This is a genomic window from Sulfuriferula sp. GW1, assembly GCF_047300855.1.
Classification (GTDB): Bacteria; Pseudomonadota; Gammaproteobacteria; order Burkholderiales; family Sulfuriferulaceae; genus Sulfuriferula.
In genome coordinates this window covers 1051350-1071363 of the sequence record NZ_CP170197.1, presented here as the reverse complement: position 1 = coordinate 1071363, position 20014 = coordinate 1051350, and the positions used below count along the sequence as shown (strand labels likewise).

General features: G+C 58.7%; 18 protein-coding genes. 2 read left to right on the top strand and 16 right to left on the bottom strand.

Features of this window, described 5'->3' with window-relative positions:
• Nucleotides 1-52: 52 nt before the first annotated feature.
• Both ftsH and ACFDAU_RS05300 read right to left on the bottom strand, forming a co-directional pair.
• Entirely contained in the window at nt 53-1957 is a 1905-nt protein-coding gene (ftsH, locus tag ACFDAU_RS05305) for an ATP-dependent zinc metalloprotease FtsH (protein ID WP_413438967.1), read from the bottom strand.
• Nucleotides 1958-1997: 40 nt separating this feature from the next.
• Nucleotides 1998-2642, bottom strand: a complete 645-nt coding sequence (locus ACFDAU_RS05300; RefSeq protein ID WP_413438966.1) for an RlmE family RNA methyltransferase — start codon at nt 2640-2642, stop codon at nt 1998-2000.
• A gap of 36 nt (nt 2643-2678) precedes the next feature.
• Here ACFDAU_RS05300 and yhbY point away from each other — a divergent pair, with 36 nt between their 5' ends.
• A complete protein-coding gene (gene yhbY, locus ACFDAU_RS05295; RefSeq protein ID WP_124703499.1) occupies nt 2679-2975 on the top strand; it encodes a ribosome assembly RNA-binding protein YhbY in 297 nt (98 codons plus the stop codon).
• A 5-nt stretch (nt 2976-2980) separates the two neighbouring features.
• Here the strand turns inward: yhbY and ACFDAU_RS05290 are convergent, their stop codons facing one another.
• The 6 genes from ACFDAU_RS05290 to ACFDAU_RS05265 all read right to left on the bottom strand — a co-directional run bounded on the left by ACFDAU_RS05290 (nt 2981) and on the right by ACFDAU_RS05265 (nt 9685).
• Entirely contained in the window at nt 2981-3436 is a 456-nt protein-coding gene (locus ACFDAU_RS05290; RefSeq protein WP_124703500.1) for a DUF4149 domain-containing protein, read from the bottom strand.
• Nucleotides 3437-3439: 3 nt separating this feature from the next.
• Complete coding sequence (greA, locus tag ACFDAU_RS05285; protein WP_413439505.1) at nt 3440-3916, bottom strand: transcription elongation factor GreA; 477 nt, start codon at nt 3914-3916, stop codon at nt 3440-3442.
• Nucleotides 3917-3934: 18 nt separating this feature from the next.
• Nucleotides 3935-7144: a carbamoyl-phosphate synthase large subunit gene (carB, locus tag ACFDAU_RS05280; RefSeq protein ID WP_413438965.1), complete on the bottom strand. Its 3210-nt coding sequence runs from the start codon at nt 7142-7144 to the stop codon at nt 3935-3937.
• Between the two features lie 3 nt (nt 7145-7147).
• Nucleotides 7148-8281 (bottom strand): glutamine-hydrolyzing carbamoyl-phosphate synthase small subunit, encoded by a 1134-nt coding sequence (gene carA, locus ACFDAU_RS05275; RefSeq protein WP_413438964.1) that lies wholly within the window; start codon nt 8279-8281, stop codon nt 7148-7150.
• A 112-nt stretch (nt 8282-8393) separates the two neighbouring features.
• Nucleotides 8394-9206 (bottom strand): 4-hydroxy-tetrahydrodipicolinate reductase, encoded by an 813-nt coding sequence (dapB, locus tag ACFDAU_RS05270; RefSeq protein WP_413438963.1) that lies wholly within the window; start codon nt 9204-9206, stop codon nt 8394-8396.
• Nucleotides 9203-9685 (bottom strand): outer membrane protein assembly factor BamE, encoded by a 483-nt coding sequence (locus ACFDAU_RS05265; protein WP_413438962.1) that lies wholly within the window; start codon nt 9683-9685, stop codon nt 9203-9205. The genes dapB and ACFDAU_RS05265 overlap by 4 nt, the downstream gene beginning before the upstream one ends.
• A gap of 75 nt (nt 9686-9760) precedes the next feature.
• Here ACFDAU_RS05265 and fur point away from each other — a divergent pair, with 75 nt between their 5' ends.
• Nucleotides 9761-10189, top strand: a complete 429-nt coding sequence (fur, locus tag ACFDAU_RS05260; RefSeq protein ID WP_124703505.1) for a ferric iron uptake transcriptional regulator — start codon at nt 9761-9763, stop codon at nt 10187-10189.
• Between the two features lie 2 nt (nt 10190-10191).
• Here the strand turns inward: fur and ACFDAU_RS05255 are convergent, their stop codons facing one another.
• From ACFDAU_RS05255 to ACFDAU_RS05220, 8 genes are all read right to left on the bottom strand, one after another.
• Nucleotides 10192-11697, bottom strand: coding sequence for a DHA2 family efflux MFS transporter permease subunit (locus tag ACFDAU_RS05255; protein WP_413438961.1), 1506 nt, complete (start codon nt 11695-11697; stop codon nt 10192-10194).
• Between the two features lie 2 nt (nt 11698-11699).
• The gene (locus ACFDAU_RS05250) at nt 11700-12686 is read right to left on the bottom strand and encodes an efflux RND transporter periplasmic adaptor subunit (RefSeq protein ID WP_413438960.1); all 987 of its coding nucleotides are present in this window, start codon (nt 12684-12686) and stop codon (nt 11700-11702) included.
• The gene (locus ACFDAU_RS05245; RefSeq protein ID WP_413438959.1) at nt 12683-13126 is read right to left on the bottom strand and encodes a MarR family winged helix-turn-helix transcriptional regulator; all 444 of its coding nucleotides are present in this window, start codon (nt 13124-13126) and stop codon (nt 12683-12685) included. The genes ACFDAU_RS05250 and ACFDAU_RS05245 overlap by 4 nt, the downstream gene beginning before the upstream one ends.
• A 102-nt stretch (nt 13127-13228) precedes the next feature.
• The gene (recN, locus tag ACFDAU_RS05240; protein WP_413438958.1) at nt 13229-14881 is read right to left on the bottom strand and encodes a DNA repair protein RecN; all 1653 of its coding nucleotides are present in this window, start codon (nt 14879-14881) and stop codon (nt 13229-13231) included.
• 143 nt (nt 14882-15024) lie between these two features.
• On the bottom strand, nt 15025-15897 hold the full coding sequence (locus ACFDAU_RS05235; protein ID WP_413438957.1) for an NAD kinase: 873 nt from the start codon (nt 15895-15897) through the stop codon (nt 15025-15027).
• A 68-nt stretch (nt 15898-15965) separates the two neighbouring features.
• A complete protein-coding gene (locus ACFDAU_RS05230; protein ID WP_413438956.1) occupies nt 15966-16367 on the bottom strand; it encodes a tautomerase family protein in 402 nt (133 codons plus the stop codon).
• 55 nt (nt 16368-16422) lie between these two features.
• Nucleotides 16423-16842: an NIPSNAP family protein gene (locus ACFDAU_RS05225; protein WP_413438955.1), complete on the bottom strand. Its 420-nt coding sequence runs from the start codon at nt 16840-16842 to the stop codon at nt 16423-16425.
• A gap of 98 nt (nt 16843-16940) precedes the next feature.
• On the bottom strand, nt 16941-20012 hold the full coding sequence (locus tag ACFDAU_RS05220; RefSeq protein WP_413438954.1) for a type I restriction endonuclease subunit R: 3072 nt from the start codon (nt 20010-20012) through the stop codon (nt 16941-16943).
• Between the last annotated feature and the right edge of the window lie 2 nt (nt 20013-20014).

Sequence of the window (20014 nt, the reverse complement as noted above, 5' to 3'; positions counted from 1 at the left end):
CAGGGGCTGCATTATAGCCCCTGGCTGGTGTTGCATTACTTGTCTTATGCGGTCAGGTCTCTTGTGCTGGCGTTGTAGTAGGCGCCGGCGTAGTTGTCGGTACGCCGCCCGGCGGTGGGCTAGGCGGGCTGGGGTTGACACTTGCTGCCGGCTTGGGCGGGCGCGGCGGCTGGCCTTTCATGATATCCCCAATCTGATCAGCATCAATGGTTTCCCACTCCAGTAGAGCGTGCGCCATGGCTTCCACCTTGTCGCGACTGTCCTCAAGAATCTTGCGAGCCAGCGCGTACTGCTGATCGATGATTCGCCGGATTTCCATATCCACCTTTTGCATGGTGGCCTCAGACACATTCTTGTGCGTCGTCACGCTTCGCCCCAGGAAGACCTCTCCCTCGTTCTCACCATACACCATGGGTCCCAAAGCATCCGACATACCCCATTGGGTCACCATGCGCCGTGCCATTTCCGTAGCTCGCTCGAAGTCGTTGGAGGCGCCGGTGGTCATGTGGTTCATGAACACTTCTTCAGCAATACGGCCACCGAACAGTACCGATATATTTTGCAGTATCTGTTCGCGATCCATGCTGTAGCGGTCTTCGGTCGGCAACTGCATAGTCAGTCCCAGTGCACGCCCACGCGGAATGATGGTGACTTTATGTACCGGATCGGTCTTGTCCAGCGTATACGCCACCACTGCGTGGCCAGCCTCGTGATAAGCAGTATTACGACGCTCTACTTCTGGCATGACCATGTTTTTACGTTCGGCACCCATCATGATCTTGTCTTTGGCATGCTCGAAATCATCCATGTCCACCAGACGCTTATTACCGCGCGCAGCGAACAGCGCTGCTTCGTTTACCAGATTGGCCAGATCCGCGCCGGAAAATCCCGGGGTGCCACGCGCCAGTATGTCGGCGCGCACATCCGGCGCCATCGGAATCTTGCGCATGTGCACCAGCAAAATCTGTTCGCGCCCACGAATATCTGGCAGCGGAACCACCACCTGGCGGTCAAAACGGCCTGGTCGAAGCAGGGCAGGATCGAGTACATCGGGACGGTTGGTCGCCGCAATCACAATGACGCCCGCCGAGCCTTCAAAGCCGTCCATTTCGACCAGCAACTGGTTCAGCGTCTGTTCGCGTTCGTCGTTACCGCCACCCATGCCCGCACCGCGCTGGCGACCAACTGCGTCAATCTCGTCGATGAAAATAATGCAAGGGGCGTGTTTTTTGGCCTGCTCGAACATGTCGCGCACCCGCGCAGCACCCACGCCGACAAACATCTCCACGAAATCAGAACCGGAAATGCTGAAAAATGGCACTTTGGCTTCCCCGGCAATGGCTTTGGCCAGCAAGGTTTTACCTGTACCTGGGTTACCCACCATCAGCACACCGCGCGGAATGCGTCCACCCAGCTTCTGGAATTTGGTTGGGTCGCGCAGAAACTCGACCAGTTCCGACACTTCTTCCTTGGCTTCGTCACACCCAGCCACGTCTGCAAAAGTAATCTGGTTGGTGGATTCGTCCAGCATGCGTGCCTTGCTCTTACCGAACGAAAACGCGCCACCCTTGCCACCACCCTGCATCTGGCGCATGAAGAATATCCACACACCGATCAAGAGCAGCATCGGGAACCAGGAAACGAACAGACTCATCAGGAACGATGGCTCCTCTTCCGGTTTCGCTTCGATCACTACGCCATTTTTTAGCAGGTCTGAAACCATCCATGGGTCCGATGGGGCGTAGGAAGTGAAGTGCTTGCCATCGCTTTTCACGCCTTTCAGCACATGGTTTGAGATCACCACTTTGGCAATCTGACCTTGCTTGACCTCCTGAATGAACTGCGAGTAGTCCATTTGGGCCTGAGCAGTCTGGCGTGTGCTGAACTGGTTGAATACCGTCATTAATACCAAGGCAACAACCAGCCAGATGGCAATATTTTTAAACATGTTATTCACGTAGCGCTCCTGTGAGCAGGTAAAAATTGCGAATTTAAACTCATTCTAAACCGATTCCGGTACCACTGCCAGCGTTTGGAAGCCTGCTTTTCCCCAGAAGATACACTTCACTACTACGATCGCGCGAGGCACGCGGCTTGCGCGTTACCACCTGCGCGAACTGATGTCGCATAAGCTTCACGTATTCCTGAAAACCTTCACCCTGAAAAGTCTTGACCAGAAAAGCGCCGCCAGGTTTCAAATGATGACATGCAAACTCCAGTGCCAGTTCGCATAAATGCATGCTGCGAGCTTGATCGGCGCTGGCCACACCGCTCATGTTGGGGGCCATATCCGAAATTACAAGGTCAGGAAGCCGCCCTGCCAGCACTTGCTTCAATTCCGTGAGCGCCGCCTCCCCGGTAAAATCGCCCTGGATAAAAGTCACCCCGGCTATCGAGTCCATTTCCAGCAGATCCAGTGCAATCACCTTTGCACCCGCCTTGGCGGCGACCTGCGACCAGCCACCGGGTGTCGCACCCAGATCCACCACCAACATGCCGGGGTGGAGCAGTTGATCGCGCGTATTGATTTCTTCGAGCTTGAACGCCGCACGTGAACGATAGCCATGTTGCTTGGCCAGTTTCACATAAGGATCATTTACATGCTCGCGCATCCAGGCTTTACTGGTCCTACTGGGCTTCATCGGCTAAAATCCGGGTTTGCTTTAGAAATGGCCATCATGATCACCCTCAACACACTACAACGCCGTTATTTGCGCGGGCAAGCCCATCACCTGCATCCGGTTGTCATGATCGGGGATGCCGGACTGAGCGACGCGGTCATGCGCGAAGTGGATATTAATCTGAAAAGCCATGAACTCATCAAGGTCAGGGTATTCGGTGATGACCGCGACCACCGCATCGCCATTATGGAAAAAATCTGTACGGAGCTGGCCGCAGCACCGGTTCAGCATATCGGCAAGCTTTTATTGATTTACCGCCCTGCCGCCAAGCCGAAAATCAGCCTGCCCAAGTAATCGGATCAACGGCTATTCTGCTTGAAAAGCAATATCAATCCCAACAAGCTCTGCACCAGATAGACAATGCTGGAAATGCCATGCCAGCGTGCGAAGCGGTCGCGAAAGATGCTTTCCATGACCGCCTGCGGCATGGCCCGTTCCTTGAGACTTTCCATGATGGGCTGGATCCCGAAATGAGTAGCCAGCGTCAGTAACAACATCACCAGCACGACCCAGAAAAATGCCTGTTTAAACGCCCGCCCGCCAAACGCTGCCAGACGCTGAATAATCAGATAAAGCGCGCATGCAATACTGACATACGCCATGACGGTAAACATGTGTCCCGCCAGATTGCCGGCCAGCTGCTTGTCGGCCAGACTGGTGAACAGGACCGGCGCGGCAAGATAGCCAATCGCCCATATGCCGCCTACCCACAGGGTCACAACAATTCTGGCGAGCGCTTCAGGCAGGTTTTTCATGGTTTATACGTAACTCACATCCAGCACCTCATACTGGCGCACACCGCTAGGCGCTTGCACGTCTGCGGTATCGCCAGCACTCTTTCCAATCAGCGCGCGCGCAATCGGGGAGCTGATCGAGATTTTGTATTGCTTGATGTCGGCTTCATCGTCGCCGACGATCTGATAAGTCACCGTTGTGCCTGTTTCCAGATCTTCCAGTTCTACCGTTGCACCGAACACCACGCGTCCGTCCGCATCCAGTTCGGCAGGATTGATGATCTGCGCCGACGACAGCTTGCCTTCCAGATCGGCAATGCGTCCTTCGATAAAGCTCTGCTTCTCTTTGGCGGCATCGTACTCGGCGTTTTCAGATAAGTCACCCTGCGCGCGCGCTTCTGCGATTGCGGTAATGACAGCCGGGCGCTCGATGGTTTTCAGACGGTGCAGTTCCTGGCGCATCATCTCTGCACCCTTCACTGTCAATGGAATTTTGCTCATGGCACTCATGGTTAATCCTTATCGAGCAGGCAATTGCTGGTGCAATCCCTGCAGGTCATAAACTTTCAGCCCGCCCATCGCCTGCATTCCGATGCAGGCAGCGCGTGCCCCGGCCAGCGTGGTGTAGTAAGTAACGCGTTGCGCCAGTGCGACACGGCGAATTTCCACCGAATCGCGCACGGCACGCTTGTCATCCACCACGTTGACGATCAGGCTGATCTCGTTGTTTTTAATCATGTCCACAATATGCGGACGCCCCTCAGTAACCTTGTTCACAACAGTCACCGCCAGCCCGCCCAGCGCCAGCGCTGCTGCGGTGCCGCGGGTAGCAAACAGGGTAAAGCCCAGATCAATCAGCTGGGCGCCAATTTCGACGATTTTCTGTTTGTCAGCGTTGCGCACACTGATGAACGCAGCACCACCCTTGGGCAGTTTCACCCCGGCTGCCAGTTGTGACTTGACGAAGGCTTCGCCGAAACTCGCGCCCACCCCCATGACTTCGCCGGTGGACTTCATTTCTGGCCCCAGCAGCGTGTCCACGCCCTGGAATTTGGCAAAGGGGAATACCGCTTCCTTCACCGAGAAATAGGGTGGCACGACTTCTTTTGCAAACCCCTGTTCGGCCAGACTGCGTCCCGCCATGCAGCGCGCGGCGACTTTGGCCAACTGGATGCCGGTGGCTTTGGACACAAACGGCACGGTACGCGAAGCACGCGGGTTGACCTCCAATACGTACACCGTATCACCCTGCAGTGCGAACTGCACGTTCATCAGCCCCACCACATTGAGCGCACGCGCCATGGCAATGGTCTGGCGGCGGATTTCGTCCTGGATTTCAGCCGACAGACTGTACGGGGGCAACGAGCATGCCGAATCCCCGGAGTGTACGCCCGCCTGTTCAATGTGTTCCATGATGCCGCCGATCAGCACCTGCTTGCCGTCGCTGATGGCATCCACGTCCACCTCAATCGCGTCGTTGAGGAAGCGATCCAGCAGTACCGGGGAGTCGTTGGAAACCTTGACCGCCTCGCGCATGTAACGCTGCAAATCGGCTTCCTCGCGCACGATTTCCATGGCACGGCCGCCCAGCACGTAGGATGGGCGTACCACCAGCGGGTAACCGATCTCGGCCGCCAGGCGCATGGCTTCGTCGGCTGAGCGCGCAGTGCGGTTGGGCGGCTGCTTCAAACCCAGCCCAACCAGCAGTTGCTGGAAACGCTCGCGGTCTTCGGCGCAGTCGATCATGTCCGGTGTCGTACCAATGATGGGTGTGCCGAAAGCCTCCAGATCGCGTGCAAGCTTGAGCGGAGTCTGCCCGCCGTATTGCACTATCACGCCGACCGGCTGTTCGACGCGCACGATTTCCAGCACATCCTCCAGCGTCACCGATTCGAAATACAGGCGGTCGGAAGTGTCGTAATCGGTCGAGACCGTTTCCGGATTGCAGTTGACCATGATGGTTTCATAACCATCTTCGCGCATCGCCAGGGCCGCATGGACGCAACAGTAATCGAACTCGATACCCTGGCCGATCCGGTTGGGCCCACCCCCCAGCACCATGATTTTCTTGCGATTGGTCGGTTGCGCTTCGCATTCCTCCTCGTAGGTGGAATACATATAGGCAGTGTGGGTGGAGAACTCCGCCGCACATGTGTCCACGCGCTTGTATACCGGGTGGATACCCAGCGCCCAGCGCTTTGCACGCACCGCGTGCTTGTCGCTACCCAGCAGTGCGGCCAGGCGGCGGTCGGCAAAACCGTTGCGCTTCAGATTGCGCAATTCGTCAGCACTGATATCGCCCAGGGAGCGGTCTTTGAGTGCCGCCTCATCCGCCACCAGCGCCTCGATCTGCACCAGGAACCACGGGTCAATTTTGGTGAAGCTGAACACCTCATCCAGACTCATGCCGATACGGAACGCATCGGCCACATACCAGATACGCTCAGGACCGGGGTTGCCGATTTCCGCCTCGATCACATCGCGATCAGTGGTGATTTCATTCAGCCCGTCCATGCCGGTTTCCAGCCCGCGCAGCGCTTTCTGGAAGGATTCGCGGAAGGTGCGGCCGATTGCCATCACCTCACCCACCGATTTCATCTGGGTGGTGAGCCTATCGTTGGCCTGCGGGAATTTCTCGAAGGCAAAGCGCGGTATCTTGGTCACCACATAGTCGATACTGGGCTCGAATGAAGCCGGCGTCGCACCGCCGGTGATGTCGTTTTTCAGCTCGTCCAGGGTGTAGCCCACCGCCAGCTTGGCAGCGATCTTGGCGATGGGGAAGCCAGTGGCCTTGGACGCCAGCGCCGAGGAGCGCGACACACGCGGGTTCATCTCGATCACCACCATGCGCCCGTCGACCGGGTTGATGCCGAACTGTACGTTGGAACCGCCCGTCTCGACGCCGATCTCGCGCAGTACCGCGATCGAGGCATTGCGCAGTATCTGGTATTCCTTGTCGGTCAGCGTTTGCGACGGCGCCACGGTAATGGAGTCACCGGTATGCACGCCCATCGGGTCGAGGTTTTCGATGGAGCAGACGATGATGCAGTTGTCGGCGCGATCGCGCACCACTTCCATCTCGTATTCTTTCCAGCCGATCAGCGACTCCTCGATCAGCAATTCACGGGTCGGCGACGCCTCCAGACCGCGCTCGCAGATGGTCACGAACTCTTCGCGGTTGTAGGCAATGCCGCCGCCGGTGCCGCCCATGGTGAAGGAGGGACGAATGATGGTGGGAAAGCCCATGACTGCCTGTACCTGCAGGGCCTCTTCCATGCTGTGCGCAATCGATGAACGCGGCGAAGCGAGGCCGATGCGGGTCATCGCCTGCTTGAATTTTTCGCGGTCTTCGGCCATATCGATGGCGTCGCGCGAGGCACCAATCATTTCCACGCCGAATTTCTCCAGCACGCCATGCCTGGCCAGATCCAGCGCGCAGTTCAACGCGGTCTGTCCGCCCATGGTGGGCAGCAGCGCCTCGGGACGTTCTTTCTCGATGATTTTTTCCAGCACCTGCCAGGTGATCGGCTCGATGTAGGTCACATCGGCCATCTCCGGGTCGGTCATGATGGTGGCCGGGTTGGAGTTGACCAGGATAACCTTGTAGCCCTCCTCGCGCAGTGCCTTGCAGGCCTGCGCGCCGGAATAGTCGAACTCGCACGCCTGGCCGATGACAATGGGGCCGGCGCCGATGATGAGGATGCTGTGGATGTCGGTACGTTTCGGCATGGCTTAACGGTGGGCTTTCTGCATCATGGCCACGAAGCGGTCGAACAGATAACCGACATCATGGGGGCCGGGGCTGGCCTCGGGATGGCCCTGGAAGCTGAACGCCGGCACATCGGTACGGGCAAAACCCTGCAGCGAGCCGTCGAACAGGGAAACATGGGTCACGCGCAGGTTGGCGGGAAGCGTGTCTGCATCCACCGCAAAGCCGTGATTCTGGCTGGTGATTGCCACGCGTCCCGTGTCGAGGTCTTTCACCGGGTGGTTGGCGCCGTGGTGCCCGAATTTCATCTTGACGGTCCGGGCTCCGGAAGCCAGCGCCAGCAGCTGGTGCCCCAGGCAAATACCGAAAATCGGGATGCCCGTCGTCAACAGCTCGCCGAGTGCGGTAATGGCGTAATCACACGGCTCGGGATCGCCCGGGCCGTTGGACAGGAAAATGCCATCCGGCTTGAGCGCCAGGGCGTCTTGCGCGCTGGCCTGCGCTGGCAGCACGGTCAGCTTGCAGCCGCGTTCCGCCAGCATGCGCAAGATGTTGCGCTTGACGCCGTAATCGTAGGCAACGACATGGAACGGCATGTGCTCAGGCCTGGTGTAGCCCTTGCCCAGTTGCCATTCGCCTTCCTCCCACGGATAGGCAGCGCTGCAGCTCACCACCTTGGCCAGGTCCATTCCAGCCAGGCCGGGAAAACTGCGCGCCTGCGCCAGCGCCTCGGCTTCGTCAACCTTCCCCGCCATGATGCAACCGGATTGCGCGCCAGTCTCACGCAGGATGCGAGTGAGACGGCGCGTGTCTATGTCGGCAATGGCAACGACGTTTTCCTCAACCAGATAATCGGACAAGGACTGTGCGCTGCGGAAGTTGCTGGCCAATAACGGCAAATCACGGATTACCAGACCCGCGGCATGGACCTTTTCCGCTTCCATATCTTCCGCATTGACGCCGGTATTGCCGATGTGTGGATAGGTCAGCGTAACAATCTGGCGCGCGTAGGACGGGTCGGTCAGGATCTCCTGATAGCCGGTCATGGCGGTGTTGAACACCACCTCGCCCACGGTGATGCCTGATGCCCCGATGGCTACGCCGCGGAAGACTGAACCATCGGCAAGCACCAGAATGGCGGGTTGAGCGTGCGACAAGGGAGTACTCCGGTATGAGGCTTACACGAAGAGGCGGGCCGGGTTTTCACCCGCCCGCCTCTGAAATATGTATGACATTTTAGCCGAAACTAGCCCCGAACTCAATGCAAGTTCAACGCAATCCCAGCACGTCCTGCATATCATACTGCCCGGCCGGGCTAATCACGAGGAAGCGCGCGGCACGCAGCGCGCCCTGGGCGAAGGTCATACGGCTGGATGCCTTGTGGGTAATTTCCACGCGCTCGCCGATACCGGCGAACATCACCGTGTGGTCGCCGACGATATCGCCTCCGCGCACCGTGGCAAAGCCGATGGTGGATGGCTGGCGCTCTCCGGTCACGCCTTCGCGGCCATACACTGCGCATTCGGATAAATCGCGCCCAAGCGCGTCGGCCACCACCTCGCCCATGCGCAGCGCCGTGCCGGACGGCGCATCCACCTTGTGGCGATGGTGCGCTTCAATGACTTCGATGTCATAACCTTCGTTGAGTACTTTGGCAGCGATTTCCAGCAGCTTGAAAGTGAGATTCACGCCCACACTCATGTTCGGGGCGAATACCACGCCAATATCCTGCCCAGCGTCGGCGATCGCCTGTTTTTGCTCGGCAGAGAACCCGGTCGTGCCGATAACCATGTTCACGCCGTGCTTGCGGCACAGCGCCAGATGCTGCAGCGTGCCTTCGGGACGGGTGAAATCAATCAGCACGTCGGCACCCTCCAATGCGGCAGCCATGTCGTCGCCAATCAGGACTTCAGTCGATCCGCCCAATACACCCGCATCACGGCCGAGAAACGCACTGCCGGTGCGTTCCAGCGCGCCATACAGCATACAGTCCGGCGCCTGAGCGACGGCCTCCAGCAACACGCGGCCCATCCGCCCCGAACTTCCTGCAATCACTATTTTAATCGGTGCGACAGCGCTCATTTACCACCTGCAGGAGGTTCGGCTGGGGCTGGGGCTGGGACCGGAACTGTTTCGGCAGACGGCTCCGCAGCAGCGGGCGCATTCGCGCCGGCCGGCGCTGGCTCTTCCGGGGCGAGGGTGGCCTTGATATCCACCTCCTTGCCGTCATTCATCACTTCCACAATGCGTTTCGCAATATCTCCGTCAAAGTACACGGCCACGCGGCGCTGGGTGACCCGCTTTCCGGCTTTATTATCGATATAGATGTAATCCCAACGGCCGGTGTGGAACATGTCCTTCACCAGTGGTGTACCCATAATGAAACTGATTTGCTCACGGGTCATGCCGATTTTGAGCTTGGCCACATTCGCGCTATCCACGTAATTGCCCTGCTGGATATCGATTTTGTAGGGTGTCAGAGACGGCACGGAAAAGGACGGCATGCTTTTGCAACCAGCCAGTCCAAGGCTGGCTGCGAAAATCAGGATCAGGGCGCGCATATTTAGTCTTGTGTTTGCAAAGCAAAATAAAGGCACTATGATAGCTCAGATAACCTGCACGAGACACTCCCCATCATGAGCGACCCCAGCGATCTGAAAAGCATCGGCCTCAAAGCCACCCTGCCCCGACTGAAAATCCTTGATCTGTTCGAGAGTTCGAAAAAACGCCACCTTAACGCTGAAGAAGTGTACCGCCTGCTGATTGCAGAAGACATCGATATCGGGCTCGCCACGGTGTACCGGGTGTTGACCCAGTTCGAACAGGCAGGACTGCTGATCCGCCATCATTTCGACAGCGACAAGGCAGTGTACGAGCTCAACAGCGGCGGCCACCACGACCACCTGGTGTGCATACAGTGCGGGCGCGTGGAAGAATTTTTCGATGAGGAAATCGAGCGCCGCCAGAAAAAAGTCGCCGCCCAGCGCGGCTTTGCCATTCACGACCACTCACTGCATATTTACGCGGATTGCACCAAAAACGCGTGTCCGCATAAACCCAAATAAATCTATTCGGCGATCACCTGGGCGGTTTTAAGGCCCTTGACCGATTTGATCAACAGCAGCAACGGCAGCAATACCACAAAACTCAGCGTAATCAGCCAAAAGGTGCTGACGAAAGCCTGCACACTGGCCTGCTGTTGCACCACCTGACCCATCACCCCGGCCCCGCCCTTCTGCATATCCAGATGTAATGGCGCCAGAAACTGCTGCACATGAGCGTTATAAGGCGTGATGTACTGGCGCAACCCGGCCCAGTTGACGCGCGTCGAATAGCTCAGATAAGTGCTCACCACCGAGATGCCGACGGCAGACCCCAGCGTGCGCGTGAGGCTGTACAAGCCCGCTGCTTCGGCTGCCATTTGCGGCGGAATGGTAGCAAACGCCAGCGTCGACATCGGCACAAAAACCAGCCCCATCCCCAGGCCCTGCAGCACCATCGGCCACAGGATATAGCTGCCTGCCGTCTGCGGGGTAATGCCGGTCATCATCCACGCACCCGCCACGCTTAACAGCAAGCCGGCCGCAACCATGGTGCGCGGGCTGATCCTGCCGGAAAAGTGCCCCACCAGACTCATGCTGACGAAAGTCGCCAGTCCGCGCGGCACCAGATACATTCCCGCATCCAGCGTGGGAAAGCCCAGCAGGTTCTCCAGATACAGCGGCAATAACAACATCCCGCCATAGACCCCCAGCCCGGTGGCCAGGCTGATCAGGCAGGCAACGGCAAAATTGCGATCCTTGAGCACCGCCAGATCGAACACCGGCTCGCCCTGGCCGGCCACACTTTTCCACACGAAGGCCAGGAATGCCGCCAACGCCAGCAGGGTGCTCAGCGTAATGAAACTGGAATTGAACCAGTCATCGCCGGCGCCACGATCCAGCACCAGTTGCCCGCAGGCAATGGCCAGCGCCAGCGCGCCGAAACCCAGCCAGTCCATGCGCCGCGCGCGTATCGGCGTATCCGGCACGAAACGCAGCGCCAGCAGGAAAGAAACGATCCCCACCGGCACATTGATATAGAACGACCAGCGCCATGAGGCGATTTCGGTCAGGTAGCCGCCCAGCGAGGGCCCGAGGATAGGCGCCGCCATCACCCCCATGCCCCAGATTGCCATCGCCTTGCCGCGCGCTTCGATAGGATAGGTATCCACCATCACCGCCTGCGACAGCGGCACCAGCGCGGCCCCGAAAACTCCCTGAAACAGGCGGAACAACACCATCTCCGGCAGTCCGTTGGCCAGCCCGCACAGCGCGGAAGCGATCACAAAACCGGCGATGCTCACCAGCAGATATTTCTTGCGCCCGAAGCGGTCAGTAAAGAATCCGGCCAGCGGCATGAACACCGCCGAGGCGATCAGATACGAAGTCAGCACCCAGGAAATGGTGTCCGGGCTGGCACCCAGTTCGCCCGTCATATGCGGCAACGCGACGTTGATGATGGTGGTATCGAGCACCTGCATGATGGTGGCGGCCATCACCGCCACGGTGACCCATACACGTGAGGCATTCATGCTCAGCTGGCCAGCTTGATGCTGACCGTGGCCGTCGCGCCCACTTTAAACGGCTGGGTGGCCGCGCTCCCGACAAAACGCACCCGCACCGGCACGCGCTGGGTGACCTTGACCCAATTGCCGGTGGCATTCTGTGCGGGTAATAGCGAAAACGCCGCACCCGTGCCGCCGCCCAGCGACTCCACCACTGCCGGAAAAGTTTTACCCGGCAGCATGTCGAGCTGGACTTCGGCGGTCTGTCCCGGATGCAGGCCGGGCAACTCGGTTTCCTTGAAATTGGCATCCACCCAGAAGCTGCCTTGCTGAATCAATGCGAACAGCGGCTGATTGGGCGACACCGTCGTGCCCGGCACCAGGGTGATATTGGCGATCCAGCCATCCTGGGTCGCGCGGATGCGGGTGTGCTGCAAATCCAGCCGGGCCGCATCCACTGCCGCCAGCGCAGCCCGCACCGCCGGTGTCGCGCCGCCCACGGTGCTGGCACCCGCCTGCGCCTGACCCAACCTGGATTGCGCTTCATTGAAGGCCGCCTGAGCTACCTGCAGCTTCGATTGAGCGTCGTCCTCCGCCTGTTTGGAGACGAATTTGGCCAGCACCAGATCATGAGTGCGCTGGGCCTGGGCACGCGCATTGTTCAAATCGGCCTGGCTCTGCGCCAGCGCGGCACGCGCGGCCTCCACCCCGAGCACGTTGGCCTGGCTGCCCTGGCGCGCTTCTGCCAGTTTGGCCTGCGCGGCAGCCAGCGCCACCTGATAGGGCGCCGGATCCACGTCGAACAGATCGTCTCCGGCATGGACAAAACCGCCTTCTTGCACGTGCACGGCCACCACCTGCCCGGTCACCTGGCTGGCGACTTGAACAATCGCGGCATTCACGTAAGCGTTGTCAGTGGTGCGCAGCTTGCGTGCGGCATTCCAGTACCAGCCGCCGCCCGCCAGCAGCGCCAGCACGGTAACGGCAATCAAGGATTTTTTGAGCGTGGTATTCATTCCTGCGCTTCCGCCTCGGTACGGATGTGCTCGAGCAAAGCCAGAGCGCGATCGATATCCTCCCCTGCCACATCCGCCAGAATGACTGCACGCAGCTCAGCCGCCACGCGCCGAATCTGCCCGAACACCACCAGTCCCGCTTCGGTCACCTCGATGCGTTTGGCGCGACGATCGGCGGGATCCTGAATGCGCCTGACCAGGCCGGCTTTCTCCAGCCGATCAATCAGCGCCACCATGCTCGGGCCCTCTATACCGACAGCATCGGCCAATTCAATCTGCGTCGGGGGCGCAGCTGCCTTGGCAGCGGCCGACAGCGCCATCCAGGTGGCACGGCTCAACCCGAGTGGTTTGAGGCGGCGATCCAGCGCCAGTTTCCAGGCATGGGCGGCGGTATGCAGTGCCTCGGCAAAGCGCTGAGCAGTTGCAGGCGTCGTGCGCATTGGTATTCTCCTAATAGTTAGCTTCCTATTAGGTAGGGATAGACTTGAATAGTTCCGGAATAGGCGAGGATTTTTTGCCGCGGGAAAGAAACACCAGGCGCATCAGGTGCTTAACATCTCCGCCGCATGTTTGCGCGTGGTTTCGGTGATGGTGACCCCTCCCAGCATGCGGGCGATTTCATCCACGCGCGCGGGCGCATCGAGCACAGTGATATGGCTTACCACGCTGCCGTCGCGCGCCACCTTGCTGACTTGCAGATGCTGTTGACCGCACGCGGCCACTTGCGGCAGGTGCGTGATACACAATACCTGGCGGCTGTTGGCCAGGTTTTTAAGCAGCGTCCCCACGATTTCCGCCACCCCGCCGCCGATGCCGACGTCGACTTCGTCGAAGATCAGCGTAGGCACACCGGCCACCTGACTGACCGCGGTTTGCAATGCCAGACTGATGCGCGACAATTCGCCGCCCGAAGCAACCTTGGCCAGGGCTTTAGGTGCAGCGCCCGCGTGCGGCGCGACCATGAACTCGACCTGTTCCAGGCCGTGTGCATGGCCCTCGGCCAGCGGCGTCAGGCCGATCTCGAATGCGCCGCCGGCCAGTGCCAGTTGCTGCATGGACAAGGTCACGCTGGTCGCCAGTTTGCTGGCGGCCTTGGCGCGTCCGGCGCTGAGTTTGGTTGCGTGGGCAAGCCACTGTTCGCGCGCGGCATTGGCAGCCTGTTCCAGCGCCGCCGGGTCAGCTGTTGCGCCGAGTTCGCCGAGCCGGGTTTGTGCGCTGCTCAACAGGTCGGGTAATTGTTCCGCCTTGACGCGATATTTACGTGCCGTGTCGAGTACCTGTTCGATGCGTGCCTCGACTTCATTCAAACGTGCCGGGTCGGCTTCCAGATGATCGAGATAGCGGCGCAGGCTGTGGGTGGCTTCCTGTAACTGGAGCACCGCCGATTCCACCAGCTCGCACGTCGGTTGCAGGTCGCTATCGTAATCCGCCAGGCTCGCCAGCCGCGCGCTGACTGCACTGATCTGCTGCTCGGCGGCCGCTTCGCCTTCCGACAGGCTATCCAGCGCCTGGCCCACGCCCTCCAGCAGGCTGGCGGCATTGGCCAAACGGCGGTGCTCGGCCTGCAATTCGTCCCATCCCGGCAACGTAAATTGCAGCGCGTCCACATCCGTGACCAGCCATTGCAGGCGCTCGCGTTCGGCGTCGAGTTCGCTGCTGTTGTCGCGCAGCGCGTTAAGCCGGTCGTGCAGTTCGCGCCACTGGCGATAGGCATCGGCCACCTGCCGCGCCAGGGCTTGCAGGCCGCCGTAACTGTCGAGCAGATCGCGCTGGGCAGCTGTTTTGAGCAGCGACTGATGCGCGTGCTGGCCGTGGATATCGACCAGAAACTCGCCGGCCTCGCGCAACTGCTGCGCGGTGACGCTGCGGCCATTGATAAAGCAGCGCGAGCGTCCGTTGCTGTCTACCACGCGGCGCAGCAGGCAAGCCGCATCGTCGTCCAGCGCGTTCTCGGTCAGCCAGGCTTGCAAAGCGGGCAAGGCGCTGCCATCGAACTCGGCGCTGATGTCTGCGCGCGCGGCGCCCTCGCGCACCACACTGGCATCGCCGCGCTCACCCAGCGCCAACGCCAGCGCGTCCACCAGTATGGATTTACCCGCGCCGGTCTCGCCGGTCAGCACGGTGAAACCCGGCTCGAATTCGATATCGAGCGCATCCACGATAACGAAGTCGCGCAGGCTCAGCAGGCGCAGCATCAGGGCGCCTCCATCAATCCGGATTTCACCCGAATGGAAGACTCAGTAAAAAGTTCGCAGCGCGGCATATAAAGAAAGGTAAGCAAGAAATTTTTTGAGTGGCGCAGTCGTTGGGATGAAATATGGATGGCTGGAAGCGCCCTTTAAAGTTGGGTACCCCAGTGCAGCTTGTGCCTGAGCGTAAAGTAGTAGCTGTAATTTTTGGGATGCAGCAGGCGGATGGTTTTAGGCGCGCGACTGACCAGTACGCGGTCACCGGGCTGTACATCGAAATGGCGCTGACCATCAAAATAGACGCGTGCGTCCCCTGCCTCGATCAGGCGCAGTTCAACATCCGACCGGCTGTTCACCGCTATCGGCCGGGCCGACAGGGTATGCGCACAGATGGGCACCAGCACGAAAGCTTCCAGCGTCGGGTGCAGGATCGGCCCGCCCGCTGACAGCGCATAAGCGGTAGAGCCGGTAGGCGTGGCTATGACCAGACCGTCGGAACGCTGGCGATAAACATAATCGCCGTCGATGAAGACCTCAAAATCAATCAGCCGGCCACTGCTCGCCTTGCTCACCACCACGTCATTGAACGCGCATGCAGTATAAATATCCTCACCATCGCGCACTATCCTGGTATTCAACAGCAGGCGCTGTTCTGCTACATACTCGCCATCCAGAATCGCGGTCATGCTTTCGAACATGGTTTCCACCGGCACATCGGTCAGGAAACCCAGATGACCCTGGTTGACACCGACCAGGGGAATATCGTCTTTCGCCAGCATGCGTGTAATGGACAGCATCGTACCGTCACCTCCCAGCACTACTGCCAGATCCGCCCGCGCGCCGAGCTCAGCCAACTCGGCTATCGGGTAAACATCGCTACCGATATGCTCCGCAGTATTGCGCGCAATCAGCACATCATGGCCGCGATCGCGCAGAAAATCCGCCAGGCGCAACAATGCCTCACCGATTTCAGGACTATCGTATTTGCCCACCAGGGCGATGGTTTGAAAGATTTCAGACATGAGCGGAATTATAGCGACGCCCTTTGGGTATTGATACAGCGTTGCAGCAACTGATTTTCCGGGAGCGTCTAAAGAGTCTTTCCCTTGATGTAACGGAACTCCTGGGTTGCGCCTTCATAACCCCAGGAATCCGCCCGAACCTCATGGATGACGATATAACTCGCCGGATTGAGACTACCCAGAACCGACTCGAAGGCAGCGAATACTTTTTGAATATAATCGGCCTTCTGGTTTTTTGTGTTGGTGCCTTCAGTAATCTTGATGTCGAGATAAAAAGTTGCCAAACCCTGTGAGTCGAGTGAAGTGCCGCCTATGAACCACTCGCTGGCTGACACATACTCGATTGCAACCGAGGTGAGCTCCTTCTTTTTTCCCAATACTTCAGCCGTGAGTTCGGTAAGAAAATCGGCAATCTTGTTCGTGGTTTCAGGAGATTGCGGAGCACAAATTCTGGCGTTCAAATAGGGCATCCGATTTCCTTCGGTTTAATTATGGTCCAGCCGAATAATTCTTCAGGCTTCGCGACTACTCGAATACAGGCCGCATGAAAGAGCGCTCATAGCTGATGAAGCACTTTGTTTCCTGGTAGTAGCGCATCGCGGCCTGGCATTCCGGATCGTTCGCCGCCTGGGTGCGATATGTTTCATAGGCTGCCAGCGAAGGAAAAGAAAACAGGGCAAGGGCGATATTGTTGGCGCCTTCGTGAGGCATGAAATAGCCATGATGCTTGCCACCGAACTTCTCGACCAGCGGTATCCACATCTTTCCGTAGGTCTCAAATTCCTTGAGCTTGAAAGGATCGATCACATAGCGAAGATAACAAGTAATCAAAGTATTCTCCGAAAGGGAATAGCGAATAGCATTTTTTCGTCGTGCGACAGCATGGCGGAAAAATCTGTTGGCCTGAAACCCGAAAAACGCCGGGCGCCAATAGGCGAAATGCATTGCGCCGGATGGTGACTTAAAATATTTGCATAGATTCACGCAGCCGACAAATCCATAAGCATGCACCGATGCAAAGCGGCGCTCTCAACCACATCCAGTCACACAGAATAAACGCTACGCCCTTCGCCCTGATAGCTTTGATACACATGCTCGAAAACCGCAGCGCATTTGACTGCGTAAATTTCCTTGGAATAAGCGCGCGGCAAACCTTCATCAAGCGCGTTTTCGATCTCGATTTTCACACGCGCGCGAGTAGCAATCTTTTGCCGCCAGCCCAGCACAAGCAGCTTATGCAGCTTTTCCAGCAAAATGTGCGCAACCTTCTTTACCTCTTCACGTTCTTCGGTGGTGAGCTCCGGCGCAGGCCGGGTGAGAATATCCAGGATCGTGAGTTCTTCTTCGCTCAGGTTTTCGCGCACATGGCGTGTCTGTTCTTCCGTCAGAACAGTGGACAATGCCAGCAGCTCCTTGAAAATTTCATCGATATTGCGGCTGCCCGAGTTGTAGCTTTCGATCAATGCCTGGAATTTTTCCAGATAATCAGCACGCGTCGGGTTGAGGCGCACCATGCGTTCCAGTTGCGCGCGCACCGCTGCCTTTAGCCGCTCGACATCGGTATTGCTTGGCTTCTTGTCCTCGAAGCGCTTGCGTAACGCCGCGAAGTCAATCCTGGACAAATCAATCTGACCGTAGCCTTGCGCAGGTTGCCGAATCTTGAACGGTTCGGCAGCGATAGATTCGTCCAGCAAGTCCTGTATGCCTTGCATGATGTGCGAAATATCCGGCGGTTCGGTCACGGTGCGGATGCATTCGGCAATCGCGGCCAGGCAACCGCAACGCTGCGCAAACTCGACCGCCACCGGGTCAGGCTTCAATGCACAATACAAGCTGCTGGCCAATGCCGCCAGCGCGAGGAAATCGCGCTTGATCGTCTCCGGCGCCATCAGCCTGTCTGCCGCATCCTTGATAGCCCCAGCCTGCGCAAAGTTGGCCGTTGGCATGGTTTCAATTTCCGCCAGCGCAACGCCGTGTTCCAGACAATAAACATTCGCGTCATTCACCGCATAGCGCAGCTCATCCGCCAGCGCCTTCTTGTCGCGCACCGGCATCTCGCCACCGCCGCCTTTGCCATAAATCGCCAGCGCTTTCTCCAACGAAGCGAACACGTTGGCATAGTCCACGATCAAGCCGCTGTGTTTTCCGGGATACACACGGTTAGCGCGGGCGATAGTTTGCATCAGCGTGTGGTTGCGCATCGGCTTGTCGAGATAGATCGTTGAACAGCTGGGCGCATCGAAACCGGTCAGCCACATCGCACACACGAACACCAGACGCAGCGGATTGTTGGGGGCTTTAAACTTTTCAGCCAGATCCTCCTCATTCATGCGCTTGCGGTGCGGCACGATGTCGATGCCCAGCTTCGCCATCTGCTCGATTTCATTCTGCCCTGGCGACACCACCACCGCCATATCGGTTTCGTCGTCTTTCGGCCAGAATTGGCGCACCTTGTTGTACATGCGCAGCGCGGTGGCCTTGTCGATGGACACCACCATCGCCTTGCCCTGGAATCCGCGTCCGAGAAAATGGGTCACGATGTCCTGCGCCACCGTATCCAGCCGGTCGTCGCGGGTGATGAGGTGATACTGCCGCCCCAGCTCGCGTTCCAGCTTCTTCTCGGCATCTTCGGAAAGCTCGGCGTTCTCGATCAGCGCGTAGATGTCATCGTTCAGGTCGGGATTATCAAGATGCAGTTCCGGCGTGCGGTTCTCGTAGAACAGCGGCACGGTCGCGCCATCCTCAACGGACTGCTGGAAATCGTAGATGGAAACGTAATCGCCGAACACCTCGCGCGTGCGTTCCTCTCCGGCGATCAGCGGCGTGCCGGTGAATGCAATGAACATCGCATTCGGCAGCGCAGCGCGCATGTTCAACGCCAGCGTGTCGTACTGGCTGCGGTGCGCCTCGTCGGTCAGCACGATCACATCGCGCCGGTCGCACAGCACCTCGGAAGTCTGGAACTTGTGGATCAGCGTGAACACATAGCGGTTATTTCCGGAAAGCAGCTCACGTAGCTGTGCGCCGCTTTGTGCGTGGCTGACCTGCGCATCGCTCACCGCGCCGCAGGCGGCGAAAGTCCTGGCGATTTGATCGTCCAGTTCCACCCGGTCAGTGACAATGACGAATGTCCAGTTGCCCGGAACCTTGCGCAGCACCTTTTGCGCGAAGAACACCATGGAAAAGCTCTTGCCGGAACCCTGCGTTTGCCAGAACACACCACCGCGCCCGTGGCCTTCCTCGCGCGCCTTGAGCATGGCGCGGATGGCGTTATTCACGCCGATGAACTGATGGTTCTGCCCGATGATCTTGGATAGCCCGCTCTTGTGTTCGGAAAACAGCGTGTAGTTCTCCGCCATATCCAGCAGGCGGGAGGGTTCGCACAGCCCGCGCAGCATTACCTCCAGCGACACCCGGCGCGGCTCATCCTCGTGCTCAATGCGCTTCCACTCGAAGAACCGCTCCCAATCGGCGGTGAGCGACCCCACGCGGCTATCGGTGCCGTTGGAGGCAATCAGCAGGGCATTCGACCAGAACAGCGCAGGCACGCCGTTCTGCGCGTGCTTGTAACTGGTGAGATTGCCGTCGAAGGCTTGCCTGGCGGGTACGCCCGGCTTCTTCAGTTCGATCACCACCCACGGCAGACCATTCACGAAGCCGATCAAATCCGGACGGCAGGTGTATAGCTGGCCGACGATGGTCATCTGGCTCACCAGCAGGAAATCGTTGGCGGTTACATCGTCCCAATCCACCACCCGCACTCGCTCGTCCTTCTGCCCTCCCCTCACCACGTCAGGCACGGACACCTTCACCCCGTCTCGCATCAACGCCCACAGTTCGCGGTTTGCAGCGGTAGGTAGCATCGCGGAACGGTCGCGCGACAACTCATCCACGGCGGCGGCAATTGCTTCGGGTGGCAGCGATGAGTTCAGCCGCGTCAGCACATTGCGCAAACGTGAAGTCAGCACCACCTCGGATTTCGTCTCGCGGCCAAGCGTGCCACTCGCGCCCATCACCTCATCCGAAGCGGATAGCGTCTCCCAGCCCAGTTCGGCAAAGAGCTGGATGGCGGGTTGTTCGACGAGGCTGTCTTCGGAGTAGTTACCGGGCGACATCG